At 71.0% G+C, this 16,745-nt stretch carries 15 protein-coding genes; 12 read left to right on the top strand and 3 right to left on the bottom strand.

Annotated elements, in window-relative coordinates:
* Together VF697_RS16095 and VF697_RS16100 are read left to right on the top strand one after the other, a co-directional pair.
* A partial coding sequence (locus VF697_RS16095) for a ThiF family adenylyltransferase (RefSeq protein WP_331095909.1) occupies positions 1–528 on the top strand: 528 nt, incomplete at its 5' end.
* A gap of 14 nt (positions 529–542) precedes the next feature.
* Positions 543–875, top strand: a complete 333-nt coding sequence (locus VF697_RS16100) for a rhodanese-like domain-containing protein (protein WP_331095911.1) — start codon at positions 543–545, stop codon at positions 873–875.
* 6 nt (positions 876–881) lie between these two features.
* Here the strand turns inward: VF697_RS16100 and VF697_RS16105 are convergent, their stop codons facing one another.
* Positions 882–3,221, bottom strand: a complete 2,340-nt coding sequence (locus VF697_RS16105) for a serine/threonine protein kinase (RefSeq protein ID WP_331095914.1) — start codon at positions 3,219–3,221, stop codon at positions 882–884.
* Between the two features lie 126 nt (positions 3,222–3,347).
* Here VF697_RS16105 and VF697_RS16110 point away from each other — a divergent pair, with 126 nt between their 5' ends.
* The 6 genes from VF697_RS16110 to VF697_RS16135 all read left to right on the top strand — a co-directional run bounded on the left by VF697_RS16110 (position 3,348) and on the right by VF697_RS16135 (position 9,271).
* Positions 3,348–4,097, top strand: a complete 750-nt coding sequence (locus VF697_RS16110) for a hypothetical protein (RefSeq protein WP_331095916.1) — start codon at positions 3,348–3,350, stop codon at positions 4,095–4,097.
* A gap of 177 nt (positions 4,098–4,274) precedes the next feature.
* The gene (locus VF697_RS16115) at positions 4,275–5,342 is read left to right on the top strand and encodes a hypothetical protein (RefSeq protein WP_331095918.1); all 1,068 of its coding nucleotides are present in this window, start codon (positions 4,275–4,277) and stop codon (positions 5,340–5,342) included.
* Between the two features lie 15 nt (positions 5,343–5,357).
* The gene (locus tag VF697_RS16120) at positions 5,358–6,071 is read left to right on the top strand and encodes a VTC domain-containing protein (RefSeq protein WP_331095920.1); all 714 of its coding nucleotides are present in this window, start codon (positions 5,358–5,360) and stop codon (positions 6,069–6,071) included.
* 6 nt (positions 6,072–6,077) lie between these two features.
* The gene (gene tmk / locus VF697_RS16125) at positions 6,078–7,784 is read left to right on the top strand and encodes a dTMP kinase (RefSeq protein WP_331095922.1); all 1,707 of its coding nucleotides are present in this window, start codon (positions 6,078–6,080) and stop codon (positions 7,782–7,784) included.
* Positions 7,785–7,802: 18 nt separating this feature from the next.
* Positions 7,803–8,510 carry a DUF4956 domain-containing protein gene (locus tag VF697_RS16130; protein ID WP_331095924.1) on the top strand — a complete coding sequence of 236 codons (708 nt, stop codon included), beginning with the start codon at positions 7,803–7,805 and terminating at the stop codon, positions 8,508–8,510.
* Positions 8,507–9,271 (top strand): hypothetical protein, encoded by a 765-nt coding sequence (locus tag VF697_RS16135; protein ID WP_331095926.1) that lies wholly within the window; start codon positions 8,507–8,509, stop codon positions 9,269–9,271. The genes VF697_RS16130 and VF697_RS16135 overlap by 4 nt, the downstream gene beginning before the upstream one ends.
* A gap of 297 nt (positions 9,272–9,568) precedes the next feature.
* Here VF697_RS16135 and VF697_RS16140 read toward each other — a convergent pair whose 3' ends face one another.
* Together VF697_RS16140 and VF697_RS16145 are read right to left on the bottom strand one after the other, a co-directional pair.
* Positions 9,569–11,272, bottom strand: coding sequence for a serine/threonine-protein kinase (locus VF697_RS16140; protein WP_331095928.1), 1,704 nt, complete (start codon positions 11,270–11,272; stop codon positions 9,569–9,571).
* Complete coding sequence (locus VF697_RS16145; RefSeq protein WP_331095931.1) at positions 11,269–12,132, bottom strand: DUF2381 family protein; 864 nt, start codon at positions 12,130–12,132, stop codon at positions 11,269–11,271. Before VF697_RS16145 ends, VF697_RS16140 begins: the two co-directional genes overlap by 4 nt.
* Before the next feature lie 375 nt (positions 12,133–12,507).
* Here VF697_RS16145 and VF697_RS16150 point away from each other — a divergent pair, with 375 nt between their 5' ends.
* The 4 genes from VF697_RS16150 to VF697_RS16165 form a co-directional block, all read left to right on the top strand.
* Positions 12,508–13,167 carry a hypothetical protein gene (locus tag VF697_RS16150; protein WP_331095933.1) on the top strand — a complete coding sequence of 220 codons (660 nt, stop codon included), beginning with the start codon at positions 12,508–12,510 and terminating at the stop codon, positions 13,165–13,167.
* 47 nt (positions 13,168–13,214) lie between these two features.
* Positions 13,215–14,069, top strand: coding sequence for a DUF3396 domain-containing protein (locus VF697_RS16155; RefSeq protein WP_331095935.1), 855 nt, complete (start codon positions 13,215–13,217; stop codon positions 14,067–14,069).
* A 128-nt stretch (positions 14,070–14,197) separates the two neighbouring features.
* Positions 14,198–15,640 carry a metallophosphoesterase family protein gene (locus VF697_RS16160; RefSeq protein WP_331095937.1) on the top strand — a complete coding sequence of 481 codons (1,443 nt, stop codon included), beginning with the start codon at positions 14,198–14,200 and terminating at the stop codon, positions 15,638–15,640.
* 94 nt (positions 15,641–15,734) lie between these two features.
* Positions 15,735–16,745, top strand: a 1,011-nt coding sequence (locus tag VF697_RS16165) for a transcription antitermination factor NusB (RefSeq protein WP_331095939.1), incomplete at its 3' end; no start/stop codon positions are given.

Below are 16,745 nucleotides of genomic sequence, written 5' to 3' on the forward strand. Positions count from 1 at the left end.
GCCCTCGAGGCCCTCAACCCGGACGTGAAGGTGGTGCCCTTCGCCGAGCGCCTCACCTCCGCCAATGCCCCGCGCATCCTCGAGGGCTTCGACCTGGTGCTCGATGGCGGGGACAACTTCCCCACCCGCTACCTGCTCAACGACGTGTGCGTGATGCAGGGCAAGCCCAACCTCCACGGCTCCATCTTCCGCTTCGAGGGCCAGGTCACCACCTTCGTCCCGGGCCAGGGGCCCTGCTACCGCTGCCTCTACCCCTCCCCGCCACCGCCCGAGCTCGCCCCCTCGTGCGCCGAGGCCGGTGTCCTCGGCGTGCTGCCCGGCATCATCGGCCTCTTCCAGGCCAACGAGGCCCTCAAGCTGATCCTTGGCGTGGGCCAGCCGCTCGTGGGGCGCCTGCTCACCTTCGACGCGCTCGGCACCCGCTTCCAGGAGCTCAAGCTGCGGAGGGATCCCAAGTGCCCCGTGTGCGCCCCTGGGGCCCGGGTGGAGCTCATCGACTACGAGCAGTTCTGCGCCTCGCGCGCCTGACACCGGAGACGCCCGTGCCCATCCAGGAGATCGATCCCGCCACCCTCGCCTCCCAGCTCTCCGGCCCGCCCGAGTCGCGCCCCGTGCTGCTCGATGTGCGCTTCCACGACGAGCACGCCTACGTGGCGCTCCCGGGCTCGGTGCTCATCCCCCTGCCGGAGCTGGAGGAGCGCGCCGACGAGCTGGAGGCCTTCCGCGGCAAGCCCGTCGTCGTCTACTGCCACCACGGGGTGCGCAGCCTGCACGGCGCGGCCTACCTGCACTCGCGCGGCCTGGACGCCGTGTCCCTGCGCGGGGGGATCGATCTCTACTCCCGCGCGGTGGACCCGCGCCTGCCGCGCTACTGACGCGCGCTACGGAAGGGCCTGCGCCAGATCCACCGTCTTCTCGGCGGTCCGGCCATCGGCCTTCACTTCGATCTCCACCGGCACCGCGTCCCGGAGCGACGGGGCGCGCAGCTCCAGGTGGTGCGTCCCCTCCGCCAGCTCGTAGCGCTGCCCGGACTGGAAGAGGTAGAGCTTCTGGCCCTCGCGGTAGATCTCGAGCCCGGGGATCTTCTTGTTGGGCTGTAGCGCCAGGCGGAAGAAGCCCATCTTGAACTCCTCCCGGATCGTCTTCGTCTCGTTGGGCTCGCCGTAGTCCAGGGGGACTTCCTTGAGGATGCCCCGGTGCTTGTTCTCCAGGATGATGGTGTCCTGGATGTGCGCACCCGACGCCTGCTTGAGGCTCGTGATGGGCTCGGTGGCCAGCTCCGTGATGGGCACGGCGGAGCGGCACCGCTCGTTGTGCTTGACGGAGACCTGAACGGGCTCGTTGGACTCCAGGGTGATGAAGATGTCCTGCCCGTCGATGGCGGTGCTGTTGAGCGTGTCCAGGAGCGGCTGGCGGAAGAGGACCGCCGCGCCCAGCACGGCCAGCACCCCGACCGCCCCGAGCAGGGACTTCACCCAGGGCCGCGACGGAGCGGGCGCGGCGGGCTTGGAGCGGGGGGCGTCGGTGCGGGCCGAGAGCTCCTCGTCGTCGTCCTCCTCCTGTTGCACCTTCTCGACGAAGGAGGTCCGCCGAGTCGGCGCCTGGGGCATGTCCGCGCGGCTGCTGGTGCCGCGCCGGACGGAAGCGGACGGAGCAGACGGGGCCATCCCCGTGCGCCGCCGGGGGAGCTCGGGCTCCGGGGGCGGCGGCAGCATGGTGCGCTCGGGATCCTCGTCGTCGTCCTCGGGCGGCCGGTTGCGCGGGTTGAGCGCCATGGCGGCGCGCGAGGGCCGGGGGGCGGGAACCTCCGCCTCCGGCGTGACGCCGTTGCGCGTGCCCGTGCGGCGCGCGGCGGGGGCCTCGGTGCCCGTGCTCCGCCCCACGTCCACGCGGCTCGGGCTGGGAGCGCGCGCCACGGACGTGTTGCCCAGATTGCGGCGAGGCGCCTCGGTGCCCGTGCGGCGGCGTTGGGGCACCTCGGTGGCCTCGGGGGCCTCCCACTCCTGCTCTTCCGACAGGTCGCCCATCGGCAGGGTGCCCGACTCGGTGCGCGGTGGCGGCTTGAGCGCCGCGCGCATGCCCGTGCGGGGCTTCTGCTGCTGCATCTCCCCCGGCGGCGCCTCCCAGTTCATCTCGGCGGCGGAGGCCTGCGTGTTGGAGCTCGAGCGCGGCGACTCCAGGCGGGAGCTGGCGCGTGGCGGCGGCGGCGGCTCCTGGGGCGGAGGGGCCGGCACCGCGGGCATGCCCAACATCGACTCGTCGCTCCGGGGCGCGGGGTTGCCGGTGTTGCGCTCCTCGTCCAGCCGGTCCGCGAAGAGCGTCTCCATCAGCTCGGAGATCTGCACCGAGCCGGCCACCCACCGCTGGCTGACGAGCAGCTCCTCCAGCGCGAGCTGGAACTGGCGCGCGTCCCGGTAGCGGTCATCCGCGGCCTTGGCCAGCGCCGGCATCACCACCGCATCCAGCTCCCCGGGCACGTCCGCCACCTGCGAGGGCGAGTCGATGCTGCACTCGAGCGCGGCCTGCAGCGTGCCCAGCTCCGTCTCGCGCTTGAGCGGACGCACGCCGGTGAGCAGCTCGTAGAGCACCAGGCCGATGGCGAAGATGTCCGCGCGGTGATCCAACGCCTTGCCCGCGGCCTGCTCCGGCGCCATGTAGGCGAACTTGCCCTTGATGGCGCCCGACTTCGTCAGCGACGCCTGATCCGCCGCCTTGGCGATGCCGAAGTCCACCAGCTTCACCGAGCCGTCGAAGCTGATGAGGATGTTCTGCGGCGAGATGTCGCGGTGCACCACCTTGAGCGGGCGGCCCGAGTCATCCAGGCGCGTGTGCGCGTAGTAGAGGCCCTCGCACGCTGCGGCCACGATGCGGATGGCCAACGGCCGGGCGATCCATCCCCCGGCGTTGTACGCCTTGCGCATCACCCGGCCGAGGTCCTCGCCGTGGATGAACTCCATGGCGATGTAGTAGGTGCCGTTGGCCTCGCCGAACTCGTAGACCTGCGCGATGTTCGGGTGGTTGAAGCGCGCGGCGATGAGCGCCTCGTTGCGGAACATCTCCACGAACTCTCGATCCTCGGAGAGGTGCGGGAGGATGCGCTTCACCACGATGTTCTTGGAGAAGCCCTCAATGCCCGTCTGGCGCGCAAGCCACACCTCGGCCATGCCGCCGGTGGCGAGCTTCTTGACGAGCTGATATTTCCCAAAAGATTGAGGGTTCATCCCGGGTGGCTCGCCGGGGGGAGCAAGCGCGAAGTGGATAGCGTCAGAGCGGTGCATCCTAGGCCACGCGCCGGGGTGAGGCAAAGACGACGGGCAGGAAACCGCTGGCTCCCTCTGGTAGCCGGCGTGTTGCTGGCCGCCGGCGCCGCGGCCACCCCCCTGCGCGACCCCACGGACCAGGTGAACATCGACCCGCGCGGGGACCTGCTGGAGCTGTCCTGGTCCGACACCGAGGAGCGCCTCCAGGGCAGCCTCAGCCCCGCCGTGCCCCGGGCGGGCGAGCCCCTCAAGGTCATCGTCCAGCTCGGCCGCTTCGAGGGCACCCCCTTCGACGGCCCCATCACCTTCACCCTGCGTGAGGCGGGCGCCACCCACGGGCAGACCGTCACCGTCCCACGCGTCGAGCAGCACTGGCAGGCCACCTTCACCCCCGAGACCGACGGCCCCCACCTGCTCGATGTGAGCTTCCGTACTACCCGCTACAAGGCGCTCCACGCCTCCCTCCAGGTGATGGAGAACGCGCGGGTGCCGCGGCTGTTGGGCTGGGGCGTGCTCGGCCTGGGGGCGCTGGTGCTGCTCGGCTACGGCGTACGCAACCTGCTGCGGGGTGAGCGACCGGAGGAGCAGGCGCCCACCGTCTCGGCGGGTGAGCCAGCGACTCCCGAGGCCCCTCCGTCCGTGCCGCTCCCCGAGAATCCGGCGGCGGCCACCTCCACGGCCCCGGAGGCCGAGGCTTCGTCCGCCCCTGAATCTCCCGGGGCCGCCGCGGCCCCCTCCGCCGGGTCCGAGACCCCACCCGCGCCGGTGAGTGATTCCACACCCACCGAGCAGGCCGCTTCCGGGGGTGATCCCACGCCCTCCCCCGCGAGCCAGTAACTTCGATAGGCGCCCCAGCACCCTCGGAAGGAAGTTTCCTTCCCTGTAACGGCCCTGTGACGCCCTCCCCCAGCGGCTTCCGGGCGCTGGGAGCCGACGTCTGTCCACCCCCGGACGTCCGACTCCCGGGCATCCCGGTTGCAACCTCCCCGCATGGATCGCGGCGAGGAGGAGTGCATGGGCGAGGGGCGATGGGGCGAAAAGGGAAGACGGGGGCTCCTCGCCACGGTCCTGCTCCTGGGCATGCCCGCGTGGGCCGAGCCGGAGGCGACGGTGGAGCCGCCGAAGCCCGAGCCGGGCGCGCTGGAGGAGCCACTGTCGGAGGGCGGCGAGGGCCAGGCGGCTGACGAGAAGAAGAAGGGGCCCCAGGTGAGTGCCTTCGGGCGCGTCTACGCCCGGGTGAGCGCGGACGAGCGCGAGGGCTATGAGCGCGCGCTGTCCATTCCATCGGCGCGCGTGGGCCTGTCCGCGTCGCTCTCCCGCCTGGATGCCGAGGTGACGGCGGACCTGTCGTCCAAGAACATCCTCAAGGACGCCTTCGTGCGCGTCTCCGACAAGCACAAGCGGCTGCGCCTCTACGGCGGCCAGTTCAAGGCGCCCTTCCTGGCGCGCGAGCTCGCGTCCTCCTGGAGCCTGCCGGTGATGCGGCGCGGGCTGGTGGCGGACTACCTCGAGGACACGCACCAGATGGGCGGAAGGCGGCTGGGGTTGATGGGCGAGGTGAGTCTGAAGGAGGCCTGGAAGCTGAAGGTGTCCGGCGGCGTCTTCCAGGGTGCCAGGAACGAGGAGCTGGACACGCGGGCCAGCGAGGACGCCGCCCTCCGGGTGAGCGTGCGTCCCTTCAAGGCCCTCACCGTGGGCGCCAGCGGCTACCTCGCGGAGGTCTTCAAGGGCACCCGCAACGTCGCGGTGGCCACGGACGCCACGCTGAGCCTGGGCGCGCTGGAGCTGTCGGGCGAGTACGTCAACGGCAAGCTCCCCACGGGGCCCTTCTCCGCGCAGATGGGGCTGGCCAGCTACACGCTGCCCCTCGGCCTGGAGGGGTGGGCGGTGCAACCGGTGGCGGGCGCCGAGATGCTCCAGCTCCGAGGCCCCCTGCGGGCGCGGGGCTACGGCTTCCTGGGCGGCCTCAACGTCCTCTACTCGGAGCACTTCAAGGCCATGTTCCAGGCCGAGCACGCGCTGCGGGCCGGGGACGAAGCGCCGGGCTTCGAGTACTCGCTGCAGCTCGCCACCCGCTTCTAGGAACGGAGACCGACCATGCTCCAGTTCGCGGAAGGAGAAGTCACCAAGCTGCGCCGGGAGTTCAAGCTGGTGCTGAGGACGGAGGAGGCGCTGGTGCTGTGCGCGCGGCTGTCCGTGGCACTGGGCGGGTACCTCCCGCCTCCCACGCGCATCACCTCCGTCTACTTCGACAAGCCGGGCTACCCGCTGACGCGGCGGTCCCTGGACACGCCCAATGACTGCCTCAAGGTGCGCACCAAGGAGTACTCGCCGGACCTGGGCGCCGGCGGCGAGCAGCGGGTGGTGCTGGAGGTGAAGCGCGAGCGCAATGGCGTCACCCAGAAGCGCCGCGTGTGGGTGCCGCGCGCGCAGCTCGGGCAGGTGCTCGAGGGGGGCACGCGCCTGCTGCCGCTCATCGCCGGAGGCAGCCTCCTGCCGACGCTCGCGGTGACGTACCGGCGGCATGTGTACCAGTGCTCGCAGACGTGGCGCGTGACGGTGGACCGGGACATCGGCTTCCACCGGGTGACGCCGGAGCTGGCGCTCGGCCCGACGACGCTGAGCGCCGAGCGCCTGGGCGAGCCGCTGGCGCTGGACGAGCGCGTGGTGGTGGAAGTGAAGCACCTGGGAGAGGAGCTGCCCGAGTGGCTCGCGGCGCTCAACCCCGGGAGGAAGCCGGCGTACAGCAAGTTCGCCGAGGGGATGGCGAGGGTCCACGACTTCGTCGCGGACGGGATTGTGGGGGGCTGAGGAACCGTGTTCATCGACTTCGAAGGCATCGACGGCAGCGGAAAGACGACCCTGTCCAACCTCCTGGCGGGCAGACTCCGGAGGCTCGGCTACCGGGTGGCGCACGCCCGGGAGGGCGGAGAGCTGCGCTCGCCCATCGCCCGGCGCATCCGCGAGCTCACCCGCGACTCCACCCTGCTGGAGATGTCGCCGCGCACCGAGTTCTTCCTCAACCTCGCCCGGGACGCCCAGCAGCTCGAGGAGGTCATCGCCCCCGCGCTCTCGCGCGGCGAGGTGTGCATCAGCGACCGCTACCTCTACTCGCAGCTGGCCCTCAGCGGTGGCGGGCGCGGGCTGCCCTGGGAGTCGCTCGAGCCGGGCTGCGAGCTGGCCTCGCAGGGGCTGTGGCCGGACCTCGTCATCCTGGTGGACGTGGAGCCGGACCTGGCCCGGCTGCGCAAGCGGCTGGGGAAGCTCAAGAGCGAGCGGGCTCCGGACTCGGACAGCCGCAAGGGGCTGGCCGGCGCGGGCCTGGCGGTGCGCATGCGCGAGGCCTTCCTCGCCCTGGCGCGGAGGGATCCGTCCCGTTGGCTCGTCATCGAGAACAACGAGCAGCCGCTGCACGTGCTGGAGCAGCGCATCGTCGAGGCGGTGGTGGCGCGGCTGGAGGGGCGCGAGCTGCCGGCGCAGCGCATCAACCCGCCCCGCCCCACGCCGGTGCACGTGCCGGCGAAGGTGGACGATGTGGAGGAGCACTTCTTCCGCACGCTGGACGGGCTGGAGACGCGTGAGCCCCAGCTCGCGGTGTGGCTGCTGGGAGGCATCCCCGGCTTCGCCGCGCACCAGCGGCGGCTGGGCTTCGTCGAGCGCTTCCCAGGCCTCACGATGCGCAGCCTCACCGGCCTGGATGACGAGCCGTCCTGGGCCCTGCGCGAGCTGCTGACGGAGGTGGTGCCGCAGGAGGTGGTGGCGAGCCTCGGCTCCAACCCGACGCCCCAGGCCATGTCCCTGCGCGAGCGCCTGTACGTCCACGCGCCCGCGGAGGCGCTCGCCGGCCTCAAGCGCAACGGCTCGCCCGAGGCGTGGGCCCTGCGCGAGCACGCCCTGCGCGAGGGACGGCTGGCCGAGGTGCTCTGCGGACTGGCCGGGGTGGACGACGAGCCGGCCTGGGCCGCGCGCGAGCTGGGAGTGCGCCGCGGGCTGTTCGCGGACGTGGCGCGCAGCCTCACCGGCCTGGACTCGCCCCGGGCGGACGCCCTGCGCCAGAGCCTGCTCTCCCATGACAGGCTGGCGGTGCTGCGCAGCACCCAGGGCCTGGACACGCCCTTCGCCCGCGAGCTGCGCGTGGCGCTGGAGGACAAGGCGCTCAAGCTGGTGCTGCGCTCGTTGACGGGGCTCACCACGGACGAGGCCTTCGCCCTGCGTGAGCGCGGCGCGCCCCTGACGAAGGAGGCCCTCGACTCGCTGGATGGAATGGACGACCCGCGGGCCTGGCGGCTGCGCGAGGCCTTCGTGACGCGCTGGCCCGCCACGGTGGTGTCCTCGCTCGAGGGGCTGCCCCTCACGGAGCGAGTCGAGGCCCTCGTGCTGCGCGCGCTGGAGGTCACCTCCGCCCGCCTGCCCGTGCTGCGCAACGCCTACCGCATCGTCGCCGCCGCCCACGCCGCCACGCTCCCCGAGGAGCGCACGGCCCAGCGGATGGCCGCGGACGAAGCCTCGCAGCCGGCGCTCTGAGGAAGAAAGGGAGACGGCATGGACTCATTCTTCTCGGGGCTGACCCAGGATCTGACGGCGGACGGGGCTCCGCACGACGCGCTCGTGATGATCCCCCGGCTGCTGGCGGCGGTGACCATCGGCACGGTGCTCGCGCTGCGGCCCTGGCGCCTGCTCACGCGCAGGCCGCTGCCCAAGGCGGAGATGATGCAGGCCCAGGTGCTGCTATGCACCGCGGCGGCCGTCATCACCGCCGTCATCGGCAACAGCACGGCCAAGGCCTTCGGCCTGGTGGGCCTGGGCAGCTTCGTGCGCTTCCGCTCCGGCCTGAAGGATCCACGCGACGCGGCCATCCTCTTCCTGATGATCGGCCTGGGCATGGCGTGCGGGCACGGCAGCCTGGGACTGGCCGGGGTGGGCACCGGCTTCGTCGGGGTGCTGCTGCTGGTGCTGGACTTCTTCGACAAGAAGGAGCCCCTCGCCCCGAAGCAGCGGATGCTGGTGTCGGCCCAGGCGGATGACCTGGTGGGCGCGGAGGCGTGGCTGAGGCAGAAGCTCGGCGAGCGCAACGTGCTGGTGCGCGGGTGCGCGCTGGACTTCGACGGGCGGCGGCTGGAGCTCGAGGTGGAGGAGAAGGAGCCGGGGATGCTCGCATCGGCGTTGAGCCGGTCCGCGGGCGGCCCCCTGCGGGGACTGCGGTGGTCGGAGCTGCCCTCCAACAAGGGCGGCTGGGAGGAGCGGGGATGAAGGGCAGGAAGTGGGCCGCGCTGGTGGCGGTGGTGTGTTGGGTGGGGTGCGGCGAGGGCGGCAGCCTGCCGGACAATGACAAGGCGCAGCAGCCGGCCACGACGACGAACCCGGATGGCACGGTGCCCCTGCCGGACATCCCGGTGAGCCCCGGCCCGGACGGGAACAAGCCGGAGCCGGCCGCACGCCAGAGCCTCTGGCCGCTCACGCGGGGCACCACGTGGACGTACCGCATCTCGGACCCGACGCGCGGCACCTTCGAGAAGCGCGTGGAGGTGCTGGGCGAGCAGACGGTGCCGGAGACGGCCATGAAGGCCATCTCGGTGCGCAGCACGCAGCCGCACCTGGAGGAGCTGTCCTGGCAGATCGACATGAACGGGGTGGTGGTGCGCCTGCGCGAGGAGGACCGCAAGGCGGGGGCGCTGGCCCGGGTGACGACCTGGTCGCCCGCGACGGTGAAGGGCATCTCCGCGGAGCAACCCCAGGGGTGGAGCTACACGTCCGACATCCGCGAGCTGACGCGCAACGGTGACGGCTCGACGGAGGACAAGGACAAGACGTACGTGTGGAGCGTGGAGGCGGTGAACGACACCGTCACCACCCCGGCTGGCACCTTCACCAACGCCATCCGCCTGAAGCGCGCGCGCGGCGACAAGGAGAACCAGGAGCGCACGTACTGGCTGGTGCCGGGCATCGGCAAGGTGAAGGAGACCGGCGAGCGGCTGGAGGAGCTCGTCTCCTACGACGTGAAGAAGCCCTGACGGCGGAGGAAGGCCCTTCCCGCGTACCGCGACCTCGCCCGTTCCGGCACATGGGAGCCCGCTGAGCTCCGCTCTCGGAATCACGCGGCGAGGGCCGCCCGGAGCATCAAGCGCTTCTGGACGTCTGGAAGCGGCTCACTTGTAGACGTCTACAAGCGAAGCCACACAAAAACATACATGCACCCACCTCACTTGTAGATGTCTACAAGCGAGTGCCGGAGGAGGGCCTTTTTGCTTCTGGACGTCCAGAAGCGAGGTCCGCCACCGTCCTGGGTTGACACCCGCCTCCGGTCCACCTCACTCCGGGCGCTCGAAGCGGCGCGTCACCGTGAAGGGCGCTCGCTTGCTGATGCGGAAGGAGCCCGGCTCCGTGCCCGGTTCCTTCCAGTACCCGCCCCGCTCGTTGAAGCCGAGCACCATGCACACCGGGATGGACTCACCGTCTGGCAACTCCGCCCGGGTCCAGTACGCCTGCACTTTCGGCCCTCCCGTCCACATGTACCCGTACAGCCTGGTGCCCAACGGCAGCAGATCGACCTCGTCCGCCTCATCGAGCATGGCGCTCACGAGGGGACCCTCCCGGTAGTCCGAGAACTCGCTCAGGTGTCCCGGCCGGTTGATGTCGAGGGCGAGGTAGCCCTGCCTGCCCGGCACGAAAGACCTCTCCCGCTTCGCCATGGCGGCGAGCGCCTCGGGAGGACAGTCCTGGGGCCAGGTGGGACTCACCGGCACGCCCGCACAGCCGGACGTCACCAGACACACGGCCGCCGCGAGCGACTTCATGAAATCGCTCTCCAGCGGGGACAGCTTCGCTTCGGGGGCTGACTCGGAGCCGGCGGGGGCCTTCGGTTCGTTCATGGAGGGACCTTCCTGTGTCGGGTGACTCGGTTCAAGGGAGAGGCGCGAACGGCTGGCGAGCCCAACCGCGAGCACGGCCACCAGGAGGGCTCCCAGCACGAGCGCCCCCCAGCGCCACCTCGGAAGCTCGAGCGAGGAAAGGCGCGGAGGGTGCGCGTCCTCCGTGATGCGTGAGTGCGGCGTGGCCCCATCGTTCCACTCGAAGAGGAGCACCTCCCGCTCGAGGCCCGCGCCACGCGGAAGGGCGGCCAGCGACCTGGCGACCTCTCGTGCGCTGGCGGGTCGCTCCTCGGGACGCGACGACAGCAGCCGCAGCAGCAGCTCGCCGACCGCCGGGGGCACGCGCGGATTGAGCGCGGACGGAGCCAGCGGCAGCCGCCCCTCCAGGCGCGCCCGATAGGAGGCGTAGGAGTCCTCGGGCTCCTCGGCCTCGAAGGGAAAGGCGCCGGTGAGCGCCCGGTACCAGGTGACGCCCAGCGCGTACAGGTCATCCGCGTGGCGGAACTCGTAGCGCACCCTGGAGTCACCGAGGTGCTCCTGCTGGAAGCGCAGGGCCTCGGGGCTGCGGTAGGCCGCCGTGCCCGGCGGAAGCTGCGTGCCGGTGAGCGGCGCGGCGCCCTCGTAGTCGCCCACGCCCAGGTCCACCAGCACTACGCCTCCGTCCCCGTCCCGCACGAGGAGGTTTTCTCCCTTCACGTCCCGGTGCAGGGCGCCCGCCGCGTGTACCGCGTGCAGCGCCAGCGCCGACTGCTGGAAGAGCCGCAGCGCCTTGTCCAGCCGGGCGTCACGCTGGGAGGCCCAGGCGTACAGGTGGAGACCGGGCACGTACTCCATGACGAGGAAGGGCAGGCGCGCCCAGGTCGGGTCCGGAGGGGACCAGGAGCCCGCCTCGATGAAGCGCGCCACGTGGGGGTGCGCCACGCGCACCAGCAGTTCCCCCTCCCGCTCCAGCCGGCGCGAGAGCGCCCCCGGTTGCAGCGCCAGCTTCAGGGCCGCCTGGCGCCGGGGCCAGTGCACACCGCGCACGAGGTACACCGCCCCGTAGCCGCCCCAGCCCAGCCGGCCGATGACGCGCCAGTTGCCCACGCGCGTGCCCGGGGGCAGATCCACCGGCTGCGGTCTCCACGGCGCGGGGGCGTTCATTCAGCGCGATCCTCCAGCCGCACGCTCCGGCCGCCGCCCTTCTCCCGCACCTCCACACGCACGGGCACCCCGGACTCCTCCTCGGGCACCGCCACCACCACTCGCCCGCGGCCTCCCGGCTCGATGGGGGCCAGCATGTCCACCGTCCAGCGCTCCGCACCGCCGAGCACCCTGCCCGTCGGCGAGAGACGCACGACGTCCGAGACGAGCCAGGGCCTCGCGCCCACGGGGTTGAAGACTTCAAAGGCGAGGATGCGCCTCCGGCCAGTCTGGAAGCTCCGCGTCTTCGTCACCAGCACCCCGGTCCCAACTGCTATTCCATCGAAGAGGGTGACGGTGACACCGGACTTCCCCAGCTCCTCCGAGAGCACGAAACGGGAGAACGGGTCGTCCTCGCGCCGGGGGCCCGGGGGTTCCGGCTCCAGCCCCGTCCGGGCCGAGCGAGGGCGCAGCTCCACGTCCACCCGCGTGTCCACCTCGGTGGGATGCGCGACGAGCAGCAACAGCAGCCGGACGCGGACGGAGCCCTGGACGAGGAGCACCTCCAGCGGCAGCCGCTCGCCGGGGGCCAGTTCCCGGAGCGGCTCGAGCACGAGGGAGCGCACGGCCACGTCCATCCGGACGATGCGACCGAGCCCCTCCCCCTTCAGCTCGGCGCGTTCCACGTCCGCGTCCAGGCGCACCATGGTGGGGACGCCCGGGGCCACCCGCAGTTCCAACTCGCCCCCGGCGGGCCGCTCGGCGAGCACGAGCTGCTGCTCGCGGCGCACGCGGGCCACGGGCGGCTGCGCCACGACCACGGGGCACCAGACGAGCAGGGCCCCCACTGCGGCCCGATGAAGCGGAAAAGGCAAGCGCATGACCTCCGGCGTCCACCAGCGTAACATGACCGGAGCCATCCTCCAGCCGCGTCCTCACAGAGGAGCCGGCCGGAGGGGAGTGCTGCCACCTCGAACTGACGTACGCTCGGAACGAAGGTTCCTGACCCACGCGGTCCACGAGAGGGGGACGACATGTGCACTCGTCTTGTCAGCCCGCGTCTGGAAGATGCGAGGCCACGCTCCAGGTGGGGCGCACTGGCGCTGCTGGTGCTCGTGGCCCAGGCAGCATGCACCACCACCTCCGGGGCACCTCGCGGAGACCGCTACGGCTACGACAACTCCGTCTCGGCCGCCTGTCGGCAAAACCCCGCCCATTGTGCCGCCCTGTCGGGGCGAGAGGCGGCCACCGCGAGCATGGCGGAGGCAGGCACCACCGTGGCGTCCATCGGTGCGACGCTGCGGGTGCTCGACAACCTGACGAAGACTTCCATCGAGCAGGCGCTGGCGGAATGCGCCAACCTGGCCCGCTCGGAGGTCCTCCTGCGCTACCCGACCGCGTTCAAGGACCCAGCCCCCGATGCCGACGAGTGCAACGAGTCGACGGTGGACGCAATGGGAAGGAGCGTGACGTGGGCCATGCGGCTGGGAACAGAGATGCATGAGGTGGCCGCCCGGTGCGCACAGGAGCAGTTGAGCAGACTGCGCCCGGGCGGCTTCAGCGTGGAGTCACGCTACCGCTATGACAGCCGCACACGGCGGTGGAAGCAGGTCAGCCCCGAGGAGGAGCGTGCACTGGAGGAATCCGGCAATCGGGGCGAGTTGAGAGGCACACTCAAACCGGATGTGGTCATCCACTCGGGCGATCCGAGCAACGTGCTGGCCGTCTATGATTTCAAGTTCCCCTGTATCAATCCTCGTAAATATGAGGAACTCACGAGTTGGGAAAGATATCCCAAGGGGCATCCCTACCAGGGCAAGACCCAAGGATACATGTACAACGAGCTCCTGGGAGTGAGCGAGCATTCAGGGCAGAGCGCCGCGCGTATCATGCCCAGGTGGGGAGTCATCCGATGAGTGAGCACTATCCAAGGATCCGCGTCCGCGTGGAGTGCGGTGCCCTGATGATCCGCGAAGCCGTGAGCATCACCTTCTACATGCGTCACTCGCATGCGGACGTGTCGCAAGCGGTGCTGCGCTCGTTGGACATCTACCGACGAGCGATCCAGTTCCAGGAATTCAGCCAGTACTCCCACGAGGCAGGAACGGCTGTGAGGCTCGATGAAGCGGGTTGGGAGCGAAACCGGCGTGAACTCCTCGATGACCACAGCGCCATCATCCAGATGTATGGTGGAGCCGAGAGCGATTATTGGTTCCACTACCGCGGAAGTCCCATTGACGAGCCGCTCCCCTGGGAAAATGCAGAAGACCTCATTTGCGCGGTGCGCTTCTGGCTGCCCACCGAGTACTTGGAGCAACACGGTCCGGGGCGTGTGCGCGAACTCGCGCTGGAACTGGGAGCAGCCCTGCCCTTCTGCTCCGGCCATGCAGGTCTCGCATTCCAATGCGAGACGGACATCATGGGTACCTGGGGGGAAGTGCTCAAACTATGTTTCCGTTACCCGGGCATGGAGATCCCCGACCCCGATCTGCGCACGTCGAAGCTCGGCGCACGGGTGCGGACAGTCAATTGGCTCACCTTCCTGGGCCAGCCTGTACTCGGCGAGGTAGGAGGGGCGGCGGGACTGCGCGCCCGGCTGGCCTCGCCCGGAACCACCGTGCAGGAATTGGAGGGCGAGCGAGCCGTCGTCACCCTGGGCCCCTGGCCCGAGGCGGGTGATACCGAACGCGGCCTCGTCCTCCCGGCCTACCGGGAGCTGGCGCGCGTGCTGGAGCCCTGGCTTTACCAAGAGAAGCTCCGTGCGGCCCTCTCTCCCGAGCATGAGGTGCTCCGCTGGGAGCGCCGCTTCCTCGACTGAAGCCAGACACGCCCGACGAGGCCTCCCTTGCTCGCCGCTCACCAGGCAAGCGAAGTAGGGCACTCTGGATGGATGTCCACCGGTGAATCGTTGCACCCCGGTCCGAAATGACTCGGACCGGAGGCTCCATGCACCGACTGTATTCCCTAGCGCTCGGCGCAGTGACCGCAGCGCTCACCTTCACCGCTGGAACCGCCAGCGCCGCGGGCCTGACCCGCCAGCCCTACCTGCAAAAGGTGGGACCCGACACCGCCACCGTGGCCTTCCGCCTGGAGGGCGCATGTGTCCCCACCGTGCGCTACGGCACCCGGGGCTCCACCGACCAGCTCGCCCAATCGGCTGACGCTGGCCGCAACCATGCCGTCGAGCTCTCCGGCCTCCAGCCGGGCACCGAGTACACCTACCTCGTGGATGCCTGCGGCGCGCGCACCAACCCCACCCGCTTCTCCACCGCGCCCGTACCCGGCACCCGCCGCGTCCACTTCACCGCCGTGGGCGACTTCGGCATGAACAACGCCGACCAGCGGGAAGTGGCCAACGCCATGCTCGGCCGCCGGCCGGAGCTCTTCCTGGCGCTCGGCGACAACGCGTACTCCTCCGGCACCGAGGCGGAGATCCAGGACAACCTCTTCGTGCCCATGGCGCCGCTGCTCGCCCAGGTGCCCTTCTTCGCCACCCCGGGCAACCACGAGTACGTCACCAACCAGGCCCAGCCCTACTTCGACAACCTCTACCTCCCCACCAGCCCCAGTGGCGGCGAGCGCTACTACTCCTTCGACTGGGGCCACGTGCACTTCGTGTCCCTGGACTCCAACTGCGCCATCGGCCTGGCCTCGGAGGATCGCTGCACGCTGGCCGCCCAGAAGCAGTGGCTGGAGCAGGACCTCGCCGCCAGCAACGCGGACTGGAAGGTCGTCTTCTTCCACCACCCGCCCTGGAGCAGCGGCGCTCACGGCTCGCAGTTGAAGATGCGCCGCGAGTTCGCCCCCCTCTTCGAGAAGTACGGGGTGGATCTGGTGCTCACCGGGCACGATCACCACTACGAGCGCACGTCCATGATGAAGGGCGACGCCATGGCCTCCTCGGGCAACCCGGGCATCCCCTACCTCGTGGTGGGCAGCGGTGGCGCGTCCCTGCGTCCCATCTCCGGGGGCAAGCCCGCGTGGGCCGCGGCGCGCAACGACAAGGACCACGGCTACCTCGACGTGACCGTGGAGGACGGCACCCTCACCGCCCAGATGCTGACGCCCTCCGGCAAGGTCATCGACAGCTTCTCGCTCGACAAGGACCTGCCGCCGGCCTCGACGCCGACGCCCAGCACGCCCGAGCCCTCCTCGCCCCCCGTGAGTGAGCGGCCGGCGGGCCCGACGCAGCCCTCGACGGGCACCCCCCAGCCCGGCTCCACCACCGGCAACCCCGGGCTGCCCACCGGCCCGGACCCGCTGCCGGAGGACCCGGGGGGCCTGGGCCCAAACGCGGCTGGCTGCTCGGCCGGCCCCATGGCCGCCCTGCTCCCCGCGGGCGCGCTGCTGCTCGCCGGGGCCCTGCGCCGCCGACGGCGCCAGCGCTAGCCCGGGGACCGGGGGAGGAGGCGGAGGCGCCCTGGACATGGCCCGGGGCGCTTCCACTCTTGTCATTGGACGCCCGGAATGAGATTCGCCAGCCATGAAGAAGAACGCCCGCCCGCCCGCTCGCGCGAAAAAGCCCCGTCGTGAGCCCTCCTCCTCCTCGGAGGCGTCGCGCTCCGCCTCCCGCCCCCTGCGCGAGGACCTCGTCCTCCAGGCGTGCCTCGAAGCCTACGGCTTCGTCCGTCACGAGGGCCGCCTGGCCGACCGGGCCCTGGACTTCACCCTCCGCCACAAGAAGAACCTCTACTCCAACGAGCGCCGCGCCGTGGCCGAGCGGGTGTACGCCCTGCTCCGCCGCCAGCGCACGGTGGACTTCCTCCTCGAGCAGGCCCACCGCGACTTCATGCGCCTGGACAAGACGCGCCAGGACGTGATGCGCCTGGCCGCCTCGCGCATCCTCCACGGCGAGGATGTGGACGAGGTGGCGCGCACCTCGGCGCTGACGGCCTCGGACGCCGCCGCCCTGGCCCGGCTCCCCGAGGCCGCCCGGGCGCTGGAGGCCCTCCCCCGGGAGAAGCGCTTCCCCATCGCCGCCTCGGTGCCGGACTTCCTCGCCCCGCGCCTGCGCGCGGTGTTCGGCGCGGACGCCGAGCGCGCCATCGAGGCGATGAACGAGCGCGGCCCCCTCACCGTGCGCGTCAACGGCTTCAAGGGAGACCGCGAGCGGCTGCGCGCGCTCCTGGCCGAGGAGGGCGTGTCCGCCACCCCCACCCCGCTCTCGCCGCTGGGCCTCATCCTCGACACCCGCACCAACGCCTTCTCGCTCACCACCTTCCGCGACGGCTGGTTCGAAATCCAGGACGAGGGCAGCCAGCTGCTCGGCATGCTGGTGGACGCGCCGCCCACGAAGGTGGTGGACGCGTGCGCGGGCGCGGGCGGCAAGACGCTGCAGCTCGCCGTGCAGATGAAGAACCGGGGCGACCTGTACGCGCTGGACGTGGAGGAGACGCGCATGGACGAGCTGCGCAAGCGGGCGCGCCGGGACGGGGTGCACAACGTGCGCGCCCAGCTCATCCCCGCCGAGGGCCCCGCGGTGGACGAGGCCCTC

This window comes from Archangium sp., from assembly GCF_036388035.1.
Taxonomy (GTDB): domain Bacteria; phylum Myxococcota; class Myxococcia; order Myxococcales; family Myxococcaceae; genus Archangium.